Origin of the sequence: Moorena sp. SIO1G6, assembly GCF_010672795.1 — a bacterium.
Classification (GTDB): Bacteria; Cyanobacteriota; Cyanobacteriia; order Cyanobacteriales; family Coleofasciculaceae; genus Moorena; species Moorena producens.
In genome coordinates this window covers 151,143-167,405 of record NZ_JAAHFZ010000005.1, presented here as the reverse complement: position 1 = coordinate 167,405, position 16,263 = coordinate 151,143, and the positions used below count along the sequence as shown (strand labels likewise).

15 protein-coding genes are annotated in these 16,263 nt (G+C 43.0%); 5 read left to right on the top strand and 10 right to left on the bottom strand.

Annotated features, from left to right (window positions below):
• Positions 1 to 92 precede the first annotated feature (92 nt).
• A complete protein-coding gene (locus F6K63_RS07000; RefSeq protein WP_287311415.1) occupies positions 93 to 1,016 on the top strand; it encodes a DUF6208 family protein in 924 nt (307 codons plus the stop codon).
• A gap of 220 nt (positions 1,017 to 1,236) precedes the next feature.
• On the opposite strand, the gene F6K63_RS06995 is transcribed toward F6K63_RS07000, so the two are convergent.
• Together F6K63_RS06995 and F6K63_RS06990 are read right to left on the bottom strand one after the other, a co-directional pair.
• Entirely contained in the window at positions 1,237 to 1,716 is a 480-nt protein-coding gene (locus F6K63_RS06995) for a VOC family protein (protein WP_287311413.1), read from the bottom strand.
• A gap of 551 nt (positions 1,717 to 2,267) precedes the next feature.
• A complete protein-coding gene (locus tag F6K63_RS06990; protein ID WP_287311411.1) occupies positions 2,268 to 3,128 on the bottom strand; it encodes a sensor histidine kinase in 861 nt (286 codons plus the stop codon).
• Positions 3,129 to 3,643: 515 nt separating this feature from the next.
• Here F6K63_RS06990 and accA point away from each other — a divergent pair.
• The 3 genes from accA to folE all read left to right on the top strand — a co-directional run bounded on the left by accA (position 3,644) and on the right by folE (position 6,824).
• Positions 3,644 to 4,618, top strand: a complete 975-nt coding sequence (gene accA / locus F6K63_RS06985; RefSeq protein WP_287311409.1) for an acetyl-CoA carboxylase carboxyl transferase subunit alpha — start codon at positions 3,644 to 3,646, stop codon at positions 4,616 to 4,618.
• A 633-nt stretch (positions 4,619 to 5,251) separates the two neighbouring features.
• Entirely contained in the window at positions 5,252 to 5,980 is a 729-nt protein-coding gene (locus F6K63_RS06980; RefSeq protein ID WP_008179450.1) for an SDR family oxidoreductase, read from the top strand.
• Between the two features lie 121 nt (positions 5,981 to 6,101).
• Positions 6,102 to 6,824, top strand: coding sequence for a GTP cyclohydrolase I FolE (gene folE / locus F6K63_RS06975; RefSeq protein ID WP_008179451.1), 723 nt, complete (start codon positions 6,102 to 6,104; stop codon positions 6,822 to 6,824).
• A 391-nt stretch (positions 6,825 to 7,215) separates the two neighbouring features.
• Here folE and F6K63_RS06970 read toward each other — a convergent pair whose 3' ends face one another.
• The gene (locus F6K63_RS06970) at positions 7,216 to 7,413 is read right to left on the bottom strand and encodes a hypothetical protein (protein ID WP_008179452.1); all 198 of its coding nucleotides are present in this window, start codon (positions 7,411 to 7,413) and stop codon (positions 7,216 to 7,218) included.
• Between the two features lie 948 nt (positions 7,414 to 8,361).
• Here F6K63_RS06970 and F6K63_RS06965 point away from each other — a divergent pair.
• Positions 8,362 to 8,592 carry a helix-turn-helix domain-containing protein gene (locus tag F6K63_RS06965; RefSeq protein WP_008179453.1) on the top strand — a complete coding sequence of 77 codons (231 nt, stop codon included), beginning with the start codon at positions 8,362 to 8,364 and terminating at the stop codon, positions 8,590 to 8,592.
• 19 nt (positions 8,593 to 8,611) lie between these two features.
• On the opposite strand, the gene F6K63_RS06960 is transcribed toward F6K63_RS06965, so the two are convergent.
• The 7 genes from F6K63_RS06960 to F6K63_RS06930 form a co-directional block, all read right to left on the bottom strand.
• Positions 8,612 to 8,884, bottom strand: a complete 273-nt coding sequence (locus tag F6K63_RS06960) for a hypothetical protein (RefSeq protein ID WP_131826936.1) — start codon at positions 8,882 to 8,884, stop codon at positions 8,612 to 8,614.
• A 29-nt stretch (positions 8,885 to 8,913) separates the two neighbouring features.
• Entirely contained in the window at positions 8,914 to 10,386 is a 1,473-nt protein-coding gene (locus F6K63_RS06955) for a zinc ribbon domain-containing protein (RefSeq protein WP_287311407.1), read from the bottom strand.
• Between the two features lie 29 nt (positions 10,387 to 10,415).
• Positions 10,416 to 11,012, bottom strand: coding sequence for an IS607 family transposase (locus F6K63_RS06950; protein ID WP_287311405.1), 597 nt, complete (start codon positions 11,010 to 11,012; stop codon positions 10,416 to 10,418).
• A 141-nt stretch (positions 11,013 to 11,153) separates the two neighbouring features.
• Complete coding sequence (locus F6K63_RS06945; protein WP_229414292.1) at positions 11,154 to 12,320, bottom strand: endo-1,4-beta-xylanase; 1,167 nt, start codon at positions 12,318 to 12,320, stop codon at positions 11,154 to 11,156.
• Positions 12,321 to 12,660: 340 nt separating this feature from the next.
• Positions 12,661 to 13,725, bottom strand: coding sequence for a glycosyltransferase family 4 protein (locus F6K63_RS06940; RefSeq protein ID WP_287311403.1), 1,065 nt, complete (start codon positions 13,723 to 13,725; stop codon positions 12,661 to 12,663).
• A gap of 144 nt (positions 13,726 to 13,869) precedes the next feature.
• Entirely contained in the window at positions 13,870 to 14,793 is a 924-nt protein-coding gene (locus tag F6K63_RS06935) for a sulfotransferase family protein (protein WP_287311401.1), read from the bottom strand.
• Positions 14,794 to 14,989: 196 nt separating this feature from the next.
• On the bottom strand, positions 14,990 to 16,225 hold the full coding sequence (locus F6K63_RS06930) for a glycosyltransferase (RefSeq protein WP_287311399.1): 1,236 nt from the start codon (positions 16,223 to 16,225) through the stop codon (positions 14,990 to 14,992).
• Positions 16,226 to 16,263: the final 38 nt, after the last annotated feature.

The following is a 16,263-nucleotide window of genomic DNA, read 5'->3' as shown; positions in this document are numbered from 1 at the left end:
TTTCCCTATTGCCTCTTGCCTCTTGCCTATTGCCTATTGCCTCTTGCCTATTGCCTCTTCCCTGCTCCCTGCTCCCTCCGCTATACTAACAAATGACTAATTTAGAGCTTTTCTGGGAAATACCCTTATCCATACTCTCTTTCATATTTTCCCGCATCCTAAGATTTGTGATGCAAACCATAGGGGGATACTTTACCTCCAAAAAAAACACTAAAAATCTCCAGTGGCAACTCGTATCAGCCGAGTTTTTAAAAAAGCCCATCAAATTAATTTGGGCAATGAGTCGAGCTCGTTGGAATCTTCACGCTATTATTTCTCTAGTTGGACCGATTCAGGTCAAAGAGCTAATTAGCTTTGATGCCAGTGCAGCTAAACAATCAGCTCAATCCTGGACATTAGTAGTTTACAGTCTACCAGATTTTGAAACCATCACTAATATCAGCTCCCTGACCGTATCCGGAGAAAACCAATGGGAATCCGTGAGCTTAAAACCAGGTAAATACTTATTAGGTTTGCGGTATTATCACTGGTCAGACACAGTAGAGCAACCTACTGTTAAAGCAGATGGTGTTAAAGTCGTAGATGCCAAACAAATTAACGCCCCTACTGATATTAACAGCTTTTACCGTGACCTAATTAAACGAAAAAATTGGCTTCATGTCTGGTTAAATTATTATGTTTTCAACTTGTTGCGCTTTAAGCAATGGTTACCCCAGTCATTTGTTAAAAAAGTATTCTTACCTGTACCGAATCCAGAAACAAAATTTTACTATGGTGCCTTGAAAAAAGGAGAATCGATTCAATTTAAACTAGCACCATCCCTGTTAACAAGCCATGATCTTTACTACAGCTTGTACAGCCGTGAATGCTTTCCTCTAGATTGGTACAAAATTACTGAAGCGGAACATAGAACATCTGCTAGTGATCAGAAATCTATTTATATTGTTCGGATTCATCCGAAATTTGAGCGAAACGCTTTATTTGAAAATAGTTGGGTGAAGATCGCCGTTGTTTGAAGTTGCGTAGGGTGCGTTAGGGGCGGACTTGTCCTTATTTTTACGGTAGCCAGCGTTGGGATAGTCCGCACCGTAACGCACCACCAAAAGGCTCGCTAATCGGCGTTTTTGAACAAAGCTATCTGCCGTAACCCACCAATATTCTGTGACTTAAGCGGTAATTAGATTTACTTGATAAACAGTCACTGAAAAGTTAATACCAACTACCAGTCAAGACCAATTACCACCCGTTCTGGCGAAGACCTAACGTGTTGCCATCAAAATCCGTAAAGAATGCTAATAGAACTCCTCCACCAACATCTTGAATCGGTGACACCTCAATCCCTTCAGACATCAGGAAATAGCTAGCTTCCTTTATATCTTTTACAACTAGTGTTAGTGCTGCTTCTCCCGTTCCTGTAGGTTGGCCTTCGTAGACGCCAATTTTGGTCCCAGGCAGGTTGGGGTAAAAGAACTGCGTCCAACGGGATGTATCGCGGGAAGTATCCCATTCCATGCCCAAAAGGTCATGGTAAAAGAAGATGGCTCGATCCAGATCGGCGACATTTACTTTAGATACATAGCCCGTTACCAGCTCATCCATAGGGTTTTGAGCAAGTGCTGTGCTTGTCCATCCAGAACTTAACAGAACAAAAACACTGATCAGTGCGATGACTGTTGCTGTCTTGAGCTTTTGCAATAATTTTTGCATCATTTTCATTTTTAGGTTATCCTTATCTAACCTTTTTTGGTGTAGTCTACTCCTAGGACATCTAAATTTGAGTTTAGATTTCCTAGAGCAATCTTCAGAGGCTAAGCCGTGTTAGAACTAGACCTCTCTCTAAAGCTCATCTAAAAATCAGAAAATTTAAATGTCCGTTAGCTTCAGTTTTATTAACTTCAGCCAACCAAAAATCATTATACACAGACTTATAGAAAGAAGACATAACCTTAACCAAATAAGTAACAAATATTAACATTTTTTTCTAGTCATAGTTCTAAATCCTAGACGGAGGAAAGGATTCAGGATTTTTAAATAAGCGACGCATCAAGACAAGGACTTGACAATTTTTGCGAAACTTAGTAAAGGGGACTTTACATTAATAATTATTTAAGTTTTACTTAAACTTGTCATTATCTTGGGCTCCAACCAATTAGTCTCTCTAGTAATTAAAAGATTCAGTAATTTTCGGTAAAGTACTTGACAAATCAGGATGATATGTTACGATTATATGTTAATATTTAAAGCGGAGCGCTATAGGATTTAGGATATTACTCTGAAACTATCTCGATTGGCAACACTACTGTAAATTTCGTCTTTCCAGGCACCGACTCCACCTCAATCTGACCCTGATGTTTATCCACAATCTTTTTGACAATATCTAGCCCCAAACCACTCCCTTCTCCAGGGGGTTTAGTCGTAAAAAAAGGCTGAAATATTTTTGGTATAACCTCCGGGGGAATTCCTTTACCACTATCAGTGAAACTGACTTTTATCTGATCATCCTGCTGTCTGACATCAATGGTTAAGGTTCCCTTACTATCCATAGCTTGAATGCCATTGTGAATCAAGTTCGTCCAAACTTGATTAAGTTGGTCGGGATAGCAAAGAATAGCAGGCAAGGAATCGTCATAATTTCTGATTACATCCACACCGTATTTTAGTTGGTTATAATAGAGAGTTAAAATAGTATCAATCCCTTCAATAATATTTGCCTCTATCTTGTTACCACTAGAATCATCATGGGCATAAGTTTTCAGGGCAAACACCACTTTAGCAGCTCGTTCAGCAGCGGTAACAATGTTACGGGTACTGGTTTGGAGATTCGCAAATTGATAGGCAGTTTGTAAAATTTTTTCTCCCTCTGGGTCTTTCAGTAGAGGTAACAAAGGGTCTAGGTCATCGCAAACCCCAATTCCCACTAAAATATTGGCGAGTTTTGCTGCTTTATCAATCGAGTGGGATGTCATCTGGCCAGTCAAGACTTTTCTAATTTGACGTTGTTCCCGAGTAGATAAAGGAGTCGTTTGTTGGCTAGACCGTTCTAGTAAGGTAAAGAAATCCGACTGACGTTCCTTGGAAAGTGCTTGAAAAAAGGAAGGTATAGCAGTGTCACGAATTTTCCTGATCAAAAATCCCAGGGAGTGTGGAAACCCCGCCTATGGGCGACCGGGGAAGAGAAATGAGAGACCGGGGCGGAAAAACGAGCCGGGGTATTTATTCCCCGTCAGCTTCTTATGATGTGGATATTCAATGGTATTACATCCCAATCTTCCCCATCCTCTTGTTCAGATCTCTATTTTCCCCAGTAATTCACCAATCTGGGAAAGTTTCCGGTCAATAGCAATGACAGTATGTCTAGATTTGGGGATTAAGCCAAGGCTGCACGAGATTAGCCCTACGCCTACTAATAATATCGTTGCCGTTTACATCGTCAATTGTAAACAGTGATGGGGAGATGGAGAGATGGTGGGATGGGGAGAGCGTCAATTGAGGCAAATCCAAGTTGTCAAAAATTCTAATGCTACGAGATTTGATATAAGAGAAGCGTGGGATTCGCATCTCATTTTGATGGTAAGCTAATCTTGAGTTATGGCCTGTAATCTGACCCAGAAACCCACTGACCATTGACTAATGAGCAGTAACTATGTCACCAGCAAAAAACAGAACCTTTAGTCTCGACTTTGAAAAGCCACTGGTTGAACTGGAAAAACGAATTAAGCAAATTCGGGAACTCGCAGAGGAAAACAATGTCGATGTTTCTGACCAAATCCGCCAACTGGAGACAAGAGCAATCCAACTGCGTCAGGAAATTTTCAATAGTTTATCACCAGGCCAACGGCTACAGCTAGCCCGTCACCCTAGGCGTCCAAGTAGCCTCGATTATATTCAGGCAATTACTGATCAGTGGTTTGAGCTGCATGGCGATCGCGGTGGTTATGATGATCCAGCCCTAGTAGGAGGGATTGGCTCTTTGGCGGGTCGTGCTGTGGTAATATTAGGACATCAAAAAGGTCGCGATACTAAAGATAATGTAGCTCGCAACTTCGGGATGGCTTCCCCTGGGGGCTACCGTAAAGCGATGCGGCTGATGGAACACGCTAATCGCTTTGGTATGCCGGTTTTGACCTTTATTGATACCCCTGGTGCTTGGGCTGGTGTGAAGGCGGAAGAACTCGGACAAGGAGAAGCGATCGCTTATAACCTCCGAGAAATGTTTCGTCTGGATGTCCCCATTATGTGTACAGTTATTGGTGAAGGAGGTTCCGGCGGTGCTTTGGGAATTGGTGTTGGTGATCGGGTTTTGATGTTTGAAAACGCTGTCTACACTGTAGCTAGCCCAGAAGCTTGTGCCGCCATCCTTTGGAAAGATGCTAGCCAAGGACAGCAGGCAGCAGCAGCGTTAAAGATTACCGCTTGGGACCTCAAAGAATTAGGGATTATTGACAAAGTTTTATCGGAACCCATAGGGGGAGCTCATGGGGATCCCTTGGCAGCAGCCTCTATCCTCAAAGATGCCCTCTTGGAAAACCTGGCAGAACTAACTCAATTAACGGCTCAACAGCGCCGGGATTTGCGCTATCAGAAGTTCCGAAATATGGGTATTTTTGTAGAAAGTTAGTCTTGAAGGAGTGAACAGGTAAAGGGGCCAGATGTATATCTGCCAAGTGGCCAAGGCGTTGCTGCTCAACTGTTGATGATCTCAAGTATAGTTAGGTTCGTTAGCAATTACAGCTACCAACTTAAGGCGTGACAAGTGATATAGCTATATATAGCAAGGGGCTCATCCTCTGGGGCATTGAGCTAATCATGCTTGCCATTTTCTCCGATGTTTACCTTGGTAGCCCAATTACCAATTACCCTATCCCGATTTTTCTATCGTCAAAGTTTATTATTGACAGCCCACTTGGTAGCTCAATAGTTTGCCGATGATGATACAATTAACAAATGTTCACAATATTCTAAGGTAGTTAGTCAGTTTGCTAAACAATTTCGGACACACCGAAAACCTAGCTGTGCCTTTGGAGATTAACTGCCCTAAGGGCGTGTCTATAATCTCGGTGCCTAACCAACTCACTAAACCTAAGCTTAATTCGACTGGGTCAACCTCTGGTGACCTGGTAGCTGACCTAGCGAATTTAAAGCTAGCAGATTTAAACCAAATACCTGCCTTATGTGGGCATTTGCTTCGGAGCAATCCTGAGTTTTATCCAGACCGTAGAGAAGCATTTGTAACAAAATCTTGTAAAATTTGATGACATCGACGACTGTGGAGCGACGCGCCATAATTACTGGGGCGAGTAGTGGTATTGGCAAGGAAACAGCTTTAGCCTTTGCTAAGGCAGGAATCGATGTAGCCTTAGTCAGCCGTTCCCGGAAGAACTTAGAGATGGTTGCTGCTGCTGCTAGGGCGGCTGGGGTGGAAGCTAAGGTTTATCCATTTGATTTAGCTGAGCTGGAGCAGGTTAGATCTTGGATAGAAGAAATCACAACAGATTTTGCTCCGATCACTATTCTCGTCAATAATGCGGGAATGGCTTACACTAGATATCTCAGTGAGACACCGCTATCAGATTGGCAGCGCTTAATTGACCTTAATCTGACCAGTGTGTTTCAGTGCATCCAGGGGGTTCTGCCTGCTATGCGTGCCCAGCACCAAGGCACGATCATTAACGTGGCATCAATTGCTGCTAAGCAACCCTTGCCGGAATGGGGGGCTTACAGCGTTAGTAAGGCAGGTATGATTGCCCTGTCCAAGACTCTAGCAGCGGAGGAAAGCCGCCATGGTATCCGGGTAGTAAGCATTTGTCCAGGTGCAGTCAATACCCCTTTATGGGATGCAGATACAGTTCAGGTGCAATTAAATCGGTCAGGGATGTTGACCCCAGAAATTGTTGCCCAGTCAATTTTGCACACCGTCCAGCTACCACAACAGGCTGTGATCGAGTCGTTGACTCTGATGCCCAGTGCCGGGATTCTTTAGGGTATAGGTAATAATAGCACACTTTTGGTTAACTGAAAGGTTATTGCTGTGTCAATTTAACCTGTCCCTATGGTCTGGCAATATCAAGTTCATTTTTGTTTACAATCTAATCAGATTAATCATGACTATTGCTTCTTCCAATGGTTTCAAGCGTGTTGAATCTGTTTCAACTGCTAAAAGTATCAATGGTAATGAGAACAATCAGCTAGAGACCCGTCCTGACCGCAATACCCAGAATGGTCACCAGCCCAATTTACAACCTCCTTTGGAAGAACTGAACCAGGAGATGATCAACGCTGTAAGCACTATATTATTGGGTGTTGGTGAAGACCCGCAACGAGAGGGACTGCTCAAAACCCCTAAGCGGGTAGTCGAGGCAATGCGATTCTTGACTGGTGGTTACAACCAGTCTTTAGAGGCAATAGTCAACGGGGCAATTTTTGACGAAGGTCACAATGAAATGGTACTCGTCCGGGATATCAATTTCTTTAGCCTCTGTGAACACCACATGTTGCCATTTATGGGTAAGGCTCACGTCGCCTATATCCCTAACCAAAAAGTGGTAGGACTGAGTAAAATAGCCCGTGTGGTCGAGATGTATGCACGGCGACTGCAAGTCCAGGAACGGCTGACTCGCCAGATTGCCGAAGCCATTCAAGCTGTCCTAGATCCCAAGGGTGTGGCTGTGGTTATGGAAGCTACCCATATGTGCATGGTGATGCGCGGTGTGCAAAAACCAGGGTCTTGGACCGCCACCAGTGCGATGGTCGGGATTTTTCAAGAGGATCAAAAAACTCGTGAGGAATTTCTAAACCTAATTCGTCATCAGCCGAATTTCTTTTAGGGGTTTGACTTAAACGGTTAACTAATCCTACTCAAAAAGTCATTAGTCATTAGTGATTAGAACTCTGGGAAAATTAACGTTTAGCTCAGACATGACAAGGAGTAGAGGCATGATTTTCACCAGAGTTCTATTAGTCCAATGTGAACAACATACATTAGTAACTGTAGTTACTGATGACAGATGGTAAGCTATAGCGCGTGTCGCGTATCAGCTAATGCGCTACGCGCACGCTACGCGAACAGCGAAAGGCCTTTCGCCACGCTACCGGAACAGTTTATGCCCATAGCGCACGCTACACCGAACAGCTTTTGAATAAAATAAGCTGACGGCTGATAGCTGACGGCTGAATGCTTACGACAGATGAGTAATGACTAATGACTTACCTTAGCCACTAGTTAACAACATCCTCCCTAATAGTCTCCACATCAAACATAATGGAAAATTTTGCCTCAGGCATCATCTGCTTTAAAACTCGTAGATGTTCTTCAGCATTGCCGCGCCGTCTGAATCGGCCAACGGTGATATTGCTGAGCTTGGGTTGCAAAAGGACAATGATCCAGGGATTGAGCTTTTCTCTATAATTCAACATAGGTTTTCCTTATAGGTTTTCCTTGAGACACTTGAATTTGGAGCCAAATTAGCTTCCACTACCATCAGCGACCCATCTTAGACGTTGGGAAGCTCGTACCATGGGGTAACCCATGTGCGGACGCTTACTTAGGGAAACAGCCCCTCATCATGAGCGGGCAGGATTGATGACCGGGTTATTAGTACATATGTACTAATTTGGGGGTGAAATTGAACGCAGCCTGACAGTTCTGCTGATTTTTTGTCTAATTCTTCTCACTTTTTGTCTAATCAGTTATAATAGACGAGCAAGTAATGGTGAATTAAAGTCTATTAAAGTTGATGACCAAAGCCGAAAATGCACTGGTTAAGGACAGTGGAAATCAAACCTCCTGTGGATAAAGCAATCAAAATCAGAAATTTGACGGTGGGGCATCCCGTCAGAAGTAAAGCTTGCCTTATACCCGAACACGGAAGCGTTTCTGTAAGGAAATAGCGATGGCTGGGGTTGGCGAGAAGCCTACACCTATCGATAGAGAGGTTTGGTAAATGTCACCGTAATTAGTTGCGGGTTAGATTGCCCTGATGAGGCAAGTCTGCAGGTGTTGAAGCGGCTTACTTTCGATTGCGCGATGATTTGCCTCTAGCTTGGCATAGCTTGGGGAATATTAGCTGTTTGGTGCAAACATTTTACAGAAAATTTATCTACGGTATGGTTAGTGGTAAGGTATTTTACTGAACTAGCTAATAACCCTATGTGAGGTCGCCAAACTGCTTGCTGCTGTCTGGCAAACAAGAAAAGGGCAGAAAACAAAGTTAACTGCCCTATTTTAATTAGGGCTTACGCAATTTAGCCATCGACACAGGACATGTAGGTTTTAGAGGGTAACAATAACACTACATGTAGAGTTCATCCGCAAGCCCTATTTAAGCAAACCGTTCAAGTTTTCTTGAACAATAACAATTTATTATGAAAAGCCAAGAAGATCAACCTCTAACCCTGGTAAAACTCAGGGAACATGTCAATCTGACTCAAATGAAATTAGCCATTGCTGTTGGTGTCAGCATTACGACGATTAGTGACTGGGAAAATGGCAAAGCCGAACCACGTTTAAAGCACGTCAGGCTCCTGATTGAAATACTGGGTTGTTCTTTCGAGGAACTTTGTGAAGCCTTTGACCAAGCAAAACAACGTCGTTAGTAAAGCGACGGGTGCGCGGTCAAAGGGAGCCAGTGTGTTCAAAGGGAGCCAGTGCGGTCTTGAGGGGGACTCCCAAGACCGCACTGCATCCGATCTCCCGACTCCGATCTCCCGACTCCGATCTCCCGACTCTCATTAACCCAGGACTTTCTACCTCACCCAATTGAGAACTGCTATTATATATAAACCTATATATATACATAGGGAGACTCTTAAACCGGGAGAAATTGGGACAAGCCCGTACAATCCGGTCAAGGTGCATTTTATTGTTGTCTAAGTGAGGAGTGGTCATACAGTAATTGGAGTTAAACCTGCCACTCACTATTTAGACGTTCCTGACATCCCGGCCAGGAGCTGCTTGAAAGTCTGAGTTTTAGTATGTTTAGAGTCAAGCCACCCAAGCTCGACTGCATTAGCTAAACTCAGTCCCAACCCTTTCAAGTAACGCGCAGTACGACGCAACAACACTGCCTGAACCTCAGCCCTCGAAGAGAACCGAGAAATTTCGAAGTCCGTACCCCGAGCAAGGATGTTTTTGGCAGCATTGTGGTCAGCCTGCAACACGACCCCATCAAATCCGGTAAAATTGTCCCCAGTCCTTTTCCCTAATAGGGTTCCATTCCTAGAGTCAATTTGCGACGTGTAGCTAGGCTGAACTTCCGTGACAACCGATCCAGTCCAATTAGCCCATTTTTGTAAGGAATCTCGCATCAGTCCAATCATCCAGCTATTAAGCTTGCGAGACATGGCCTTGGACTGGCGCTTATTCGTAATTGGTTGTGTTAAATCTTCTGCAAAAACTTTTAATGCTTTTCCTCCAAGTAGTGACTTGGAGGCTTGGCCAATAACGGCGAGTATTTCACCAAGGTCTTTCCTGTAACGGCGGTTCTCAGTCTTTCTGCCAAGATTGTTCTCCAGGATTCGAGCAGACTTAGCCGGATCAATTTCTTCCAGCTTTCTGTGCAGTGCCCAAAGTTTTCCTCGGTTCCGGTTTTTTGCGCATATTCGATCTGATTTCTTTGACGCCAACCTGCCCAGACCTTTGCCATGAGCTTTCCCTTCCGAATCAAAGAAAGCCTCTGTGTACCCCTTATCAATTCCGATAGATGGACGCTCCAAAGGAACGTCAACTCTTCCATGATCTACCAGAAAATGAACTTCAAAACGCTGAAGCAACTGGTTGTGAATTAGTCGGATCTGCCCTTTGATCTTGCGGTTAGATCTGACTAGTACCTTGTTCCTTTTTCCTCTCTTGAGACCAGCTAATTCCAGTTGGTAGGTGTTTCGAGATACTCTCTTACACTTGTAGCCGCCTTGTTGGTAGACTATTTGATTTCGGATCCAAGAATGCCCTCTTTGGTACTCCTTTCTGACCAACCTATGGAGCAGTGGACTGTCCATGAAAGCCAAGGTCTTCAGTTGTAGGCATTGGTCTTTCCTGACCTTTAGATTGGCTTTTCCAGGAAACCTTTTATAAACCTTTTTGACAACAGCATCAATTGAGGCCGCTTGTTGAGCAGTGATAGCTTTTGCCACATCACTGACCGTCCATTCCATCAATTTAGAAGGCAGACCTAGTGAATCAGGAGTCCTGAAGGTTCTGACCTCGGGGTAGGACTTTTTCCAGTCGATTCCCCAGTGATTGATACTCCCTAATTTGTGATAAGATTCAGACCTAACAATCCCAAGGTTTTTCATAGTCGCTAGCAACTCATTTTCAACCGACTTGGTCATCCCCACTACGGGGACAATTTGAGTCGATATTTTCTTGTTTGTTGTTGACTGCTTTGGCATCGTTAGGTCTTTGTCGTCTTACGTCTATTTTATCCTAATTTGTCTAATCTGTCTACTTCTTTGACGGTATTTTTTATTTCTTTTTCGTACCGACGAAGGAAGTAGAGCTTAGAGCTGAAGCAATGCATTATGGACATAAAATCATCCATCAGTTCCTGTTGAGGAGACTTATAGGTGTGATTCAATACTATGATTTGGCATTTGTGCAGGGAACAAAACCACTCCACGAAATCAAAACCAAATCGGCATAGTCGATCTTTGTGAGCAACGACTATGGTCTTTATCTGTGAACCAGCAACCTTTTCCATTAACTGGATGAACTTACGTCTCTTGAAATTTAATCCAGAACCGTACTCTGAGTAGCACCGACACTCTGGATAACACTGCCCCAAGTACTCAACCTGAGACGCAAGATCATCCGACTGAGACCTGGTAGACACTCGGGCATAGAGAATAACGGAACGTGAATCCTCTCCGTCTACTAAGCGCTCAATGGAACTGGCCAAATAGCGTCGGTGCCCGCCGGGAGACCTAATACATTCAATCTTGCCTGCGTCTGCCCATCTAGATAAAGTCTTTGAGTTATAGCCATATCTATCTTGGGCTTCTATGGGAGTGAGATCCATAGGATGTCTAATTGATACCGATATATCCTATATTATCCCATTTTTAAGGGGTCTGAACGTGAGGCTACATAGGCGTGAAAATGAACCATTAACCCAATTGATATCTCAGCTGAAAGTTAATTTCCCCAAAGGTCTAATGATTCAACGCTTAGGAGCATTATCAAAAGCACGAGCGATCGCATTCCAGGCTAACTTGGGCTGGAAATCTGCATCGAGAGGTAGAGGTCGCACTGGGGCACCATCTGACCGGGGATGGAAGCTACTTAAGTATGTGTAGCGATCGCTAAATCCCCAGGTCACTACTGCAATCACGGCTGGCTCATCAAGCACAACAGACAGATAATCTTCATAAGCTTGAGCCACCATGCGATCGCGTACAGTCACATCCTTTGGTAACTTGTCATCTCTGACATCTAGTTCAGTAATCAAGATTTTAAAACCCATACTCGCCACATCTCGGAGAAACTTCCGCAGGCTGTGGGGGTTAATCCGTTTATTCCCTCGCAAGTGAGCCTGGATTCCCAGGGCATGACAGGGGGTTCCCTGAGACTTCAACCCCTCTAGTAGCTTCAATACAGCCCTACGCTTGGCTTGCTCATCACTCGAATCATAACTCAGTCCATACTCGTTGTAGAGTAACATTGCCTTGGGGTCAGCAACAGCTGCAATGCGAAAGGCTAGGTCAATGTATTTCGGACCTAAAAATTTTAACCATGGCGTTTTGCGTAAACCATCTGCCCGTCCTTGGAAGGTAGCGATCGCTTCATTCACCACATCCCAGGAGTGCATTTGTCCAACATAACGCCCAGCCACTGTCTTTATATGTCTAACCAAGAACTGTTCAGCATTTTGGCGGTTTACTGTCTCCTCAAACCAAGGGGGTAACGAGATGTGCCAAATTAGGGTATGTCCCCGAAACAGCAATCCATGAGTCTTGGCAAAGTCTGCCATCCAATCCCCAGCCGTAAAGTCAAACTGATGGGGGTGAGGGCACAGGGGAGGGGAAGAAGGAGTAGAAACAAACCACTTGAGTCCCCATCCGGGAACCAGCATGGCACACTCTTGAGCAAAACGGGTACCTAAGGCTGGGTTTGAGGATAGGTCTGGGAATCGACTCTCGGCTCCATAAATTAATCCTTTTGCTGCTGCACGCTCTTTTAAAGAAGCTCCTTGAGCTACTGCAAAGTCTCGCTTCGGGTCATCAATAGCTTGAATTGAGTTACTTTGTCTGATAGATTTACACCTTGTCAGAGGGCCGACACTGGCTAAGCTACCTAAACCCAGTAATAATTCACGTCGTCCAATCATTAACTTGTTTTTACTCCTAGGAATCATCACCTAATATGCCTAGCTTTCATTATTTCAGTGATTTATCGCTGAGGGGGTGACAAAATAGCAGAAAAAGCTTATTTTGTAAAAAATGCCGGAATTTATGGTAAAAAAATATCGGTTTAGTTATCTCAATAAGACCAATAAACATGATAAGCTTACCGTAAGCATATGCGCTACGCACACGCTACTTGAGGTGCTTTAAGCTCATGCTTACGGTTTTAAACCGATTTTTTTAACCCCAAAAAACTAATTGATCTAGTGAGATAGCACAGGAATTTTTCAGGCATCAATGAAATTGATAATTATAGTTCAGCTATTACGATTTATTCATTCTTTTTATGGAGTATTTGGCAATTTCATTGTAGGCATTAATCGTTTGATTGGCTAGTTCTTGCCAATCAAAAGCGTCTAGGGGAGCTTGTTCTGGACGGGGAGTGTTTAACGCCCAATCTAAAGCGTTTTCAATGTCATAATCAGTAATTTCTCCTGTATAGGTATAGACCCATTCTTCACCAACTTGGTCTTGAACTTCAGGGAGAGCGCCAATTTTAGGAACTAATATGGGTAGGTTAAAAGAGAGGGCTAAGAAAGCACTACCAGAGTTTAAAATCTCGCGGTACGGCAAAATAACTAAGTCAGCAGCACTAAAGTACCATTGCATATGGTCTTGGGGTATGAAATTTAGGTTAATTCGGACTCGTTTATCTAAGGCGGATTCCCTTTCAATTTCTGCTGCTAATTCAGGAAATTCTGGACTACCCACAATGTAGAGTATGGCTTCTGGGTCAAAAAACTGTCGGAAAACTCGCATCAATTTAGGAGCATTTTTGTAAGGTCTAATTTTACCAAACAAAAGCAATACTTTCGCCGAAGTTGGAATTCCTAGGTAATGGCGAGCTTCTTGAGAACTGACTTGATTAGAATACTGCCCTCGGTAGTGACCATGGGGTACTACAAAACCAGGAATATTCTTTAACTGAGGGAAGCGCTCTTGGGCAGATTTCATCCCAGTTTTGCTAAGGTTAATGTAACCATCCAACTGCCTTGTAAAGGCTTTCCAAAACCAAGCCTCTAGTTGCGGGTAAAGCTGTTCATGAGAGGCTAAGTTGTGTACTGTCCAGACAATTTTTGTACCCCGCCAGCGAGCCAAAATCATCAAGAAGAATAGAGCTAACGTTTTTGCGATCGCTCTGAAGAAGTTAGGTTCATTTAAGTTTCGTTCTGGCCAGTGCCGATGCCAGATAGAATAATCATTTATCAGCAATTTTTTAGGAGAAAACTCATGGACATCAACCCCCAAAGTAGCCAGGTGGGTGTAAACTAGCCACGTATAAGGGTTTTTGTCACGATCTTTAAAGGCTGGTTGGGCAAGAATTTTCATATTGCACCTACTCCATTGAGCTTTGGTTAACTTTAGAGCTGCCGTTACTTGCAACCTACTACGTAAACCTTGAAATCCAGTACCAGTCAAGGTGTCTACCGCCAACTACTTCATAGCTTTAAAAAAACCTAAACGATCTCAGGTTTATAGTGACCAGAATTGATCAGACTGATAAAATGGTATATCGAATATTTTAACATAATTACGCACAACATCGACTTCAGATTGGGTCATCGTTTGTTTCCATTTATTTATTTGTTGGGTGCTTATACGTACCTTGGAATAACGACCAGGTATATTGTTAGTTGAACTCTGGAGTACATGCTTTTCTACCCGCCTATTCCATGGCAATTCAAACTGCTCAAATAGCTCTTTGAACTTACCAATAGGGTCTAAGCATAAGTCCTCATAAAAGACCAATAACCATTGAGGATTTCGAGACAATGCATCGGCTACAACACGATGTCTTGCTGCCCAGATAGCTGCAAAGATTTCTATGGGCGTTTTTGCTTGCTCTATCACTGAGCGGTAGGGTTCGAGATGATCTTCAAATAAGCTAGATTGATCTAATAGAGTATCTCGGGAAAGCTCAGCAGGAGTTTCTTTGTTAATTTCTGATAATACGGTGGGGCAAGGATGTCGAACAATTACCAATAGTTTTGGATTGTAGCGCTTGAAAACCCACTCGATGGACATCAGAGATGCTACATCTTTCACGATGATTTGATAATTAGGCAGTGCTCTAGCCCAAAAACCTCGGTACCAACCTCCTCCAAAAGGTAGACCTTTGAACACATTATCAAAAGCATTTTCAAGCAAGTCATCTCGCTCACCAGGTCGTGTATATCGGAACCATGTATCCATGTTACCTTTTCCAGTAATATCTGGATTACATGGCTCGTAGTAGTATATAGCACGATTTGCGGTGGACAATGTTTTCCCGACCCAACTTGTACCACTGCGACCATGACCTAAAATCAAAATTGGGCGTTTGCCAACTTGCCAGTGATTCAAAAACCACGAGGTAAGATAGTAGCTGGTCTTAGTAATTAAACGTTGTTTCCTCATTTATATTTTACTGAATTTACAGTTAATAGTTTGATACTAACTCAAGCTATCAATGATTTAGTAGTGTTTTTTTTGACACTATAAACATTGAAATAATGATCAACTATGCTAACTAAAGTGCTAACTAAAATTTAATCCCTACTAAACCCTCAAATAGTCTAATAGACTAAAAACTATCAATCAAGATTTAGCTAGATCAAGATTTAGCTTGAGCTAACTGGTTAGACTTTGAAAGTGAAACCAGAGAATCTAGTTCCGAAATAACGCCTTCTATTGCTTTATAACCAAACAAGTCCTCAAGCACACCTGGATTAACATTCTCCCTGAAAGGATCGGACAAAAATCGGATAATTGCTTCGGCAAAGGATGACTTATCCACAGCAATTTCAAAGTAGTGATGAACCTCTTCTGGTAGACCTGCTATTCCCTGTGGTGTAGAAACAATCGGTCTACCAGAAACCAGCATTTCTAGGGACTTTATACTAACGCCACTCCCAGCTGAAACTGGATTAATGAGAACGCGCCCGGACTTGTATACTTCTGTAGAAGACACTGGATTTATTTTCAGATCAACTTCTGCAGTTTCCTCACATAGCTGCCTAACGTGCTGGACAGGATTTGAACCCGCTATTAAAACAGTAAATGTCGGTAATGCCAAACGTATTATAGGCATAACTTGGGTAATAAACCAGATTATTCCCGCTACATTGTTGTCCGAAAAGAGGTTACCCAAAAAAACGATATCATAGACAGGATTGGTGCTTAGTTTATCTCTGGATATTGCTTCCCTATTCTCTTCAGGAAACTCAATCAGAGGCGGTAAGTAGCGACCATTGGTCAATCCTTGACTTCTCCAAAAATTTAGGTCATCTAGGGAGATATCGTAAAATAAAGTACTATTTTTTAGTAAATTTGTTTCATAGGTTTCCAAGTTAGACAGTGATAAATATCGTTTGAGCTTGTTTAACCCTTTGGCAGACGCAAGTTTTCGCTTATAGTACAAATGCTCGATATTGTGAGAGCGAATAACCAGCAGCAGATTCAAGTGTTGACTTAACTGATTTGCTACTTCTCCACCGTGAATACCATCCAGGAATATAACATCAGGATTAAACCCAGCCACATCAGACAGTAATAGCTTGAATTCTTTACCTCTAACAATTCTAGATGTAACTTCCAAAGGATACTTGAGTAAGTCAATTATCCGCCGAATAAAAGAACCGACTGTCCTTGGAAACTTTATAAAAAAAACTTGCTTGGCATACTTCCTAATTTCCAGGACTTCCTCTGGTTTTGGAGTATGGCTACACCAGCAGATAACTTGTATATCAGTCCCTAAATTAGAGAAAGCTTTTATCCTTCGCCACATGTCTAATCGCGCCCCATGGATGGGCGGATAGGGAATATCATGGCATACTAATGTAATCTTCATAATAGCGCTACTCTTCCTCTCAGTTGTTTGCTCCTATA

Excerpts from the sequence above, each read along its gene's own strand:
- F6K63_RS07000 (WP_287311415.1), top strand. The coding sequence starts at position 93 with ATGACTAATTTAGAGCTTTTCTGGGAAATACCCTTATCCATACTCTCT.
- F6K63_RS06995 (WP_287311413.1), bottom strand. The coding sequence starts at position 1,716 with ATGAAAATGATGCAAAAATTATTGCAAAAGCTCAAGACAGCAACAGTC.
- accA (WP_287311409.1), top strand. The coding sequence starts at position 3,644 with ATGTCACCAGCAAAAAACAGAACCTTTAGTCTCGACTTTGAAAAGCCA.
- F6K63_RS06980 (WP_008179450.1), top strand. The coding sequence starts at position 5,252 with ATGACATCGACGACTGTGGAGCGACGCGCCATAATTACTGGGGCGAGT.
- folE (WP_008179451.1), top strand. The coding sequence starts at position 6,102 with ATGACTATTGCTTCTTCCAATGGTTTCAAGCGTGTTGAATCTGTTTCA.
- F6K63_RS06970 (WP_008179452.1), bottom strand. The coding sequence starts at position 7,413 with ATGTTGAATTATAGAGAAAAGCTCAATCCCTGGATCATTGTCCTTTTG.
- F6K63_RS06965 (WP_008179453.1), top strand. The coding sequence starts at position 8,362 with ATGAAAAGCCAAGAAGATCAACCTCTAACCCTGGTAAAACTCAGGGAA.
- F6K63_RS06960 (WP_131826936.1), bottom strand. The coding sequence starts at position 8,884 with ATGACCACTCCTCACTTAGACAACAATAAAATGCACCTTGACCGGATT.
- F6K63_RS06955 (WP_287311407.1), bottom strand. The coding sequence starts at position 10,386 with ATGCCAAAGCAGTCAACAACAAACAAGAAAATATCGACTCAAATTGTC.
- F6K63_RS06950 (WP_287311405.1), bottom strand. The coding sequence starts at position 11,012 with ATGGATCTCACTCCCATAGAAGCCCAAGATAGATATGGCTATAACTCA.
- F6K63_RS06945 (WP_229414292.1), bottom strand. The coding sequence starts at position 12,320 with ATGATTGGACGACGTGAATTATTACTGGGTTTAGGTAGCTTAGCCAGT.
- F6K63_RS06940 (WP_287311403.1), bottom strand. The coding sequence starts at position 13,725 with ATGAAAATTCTTGCCCAACCAGCCTTTAAAGATCGTGACAAAAACCCT.
- F6K63_RS06935 (WP_287311401.1), bottom strand. The coding sequence starts at position 14,793 with ATGAGGAAACAACGTTTAATTACTAAGACCAGCTACTATCTTACCTCG.
- F6K63_RS06930 (WP_287311399.1), bottom strand. The coding sequence starts at position 16,225 with ATGAAGATTACATTAGTATGCCATGATATTCCCTATCCGCCCATCCAT.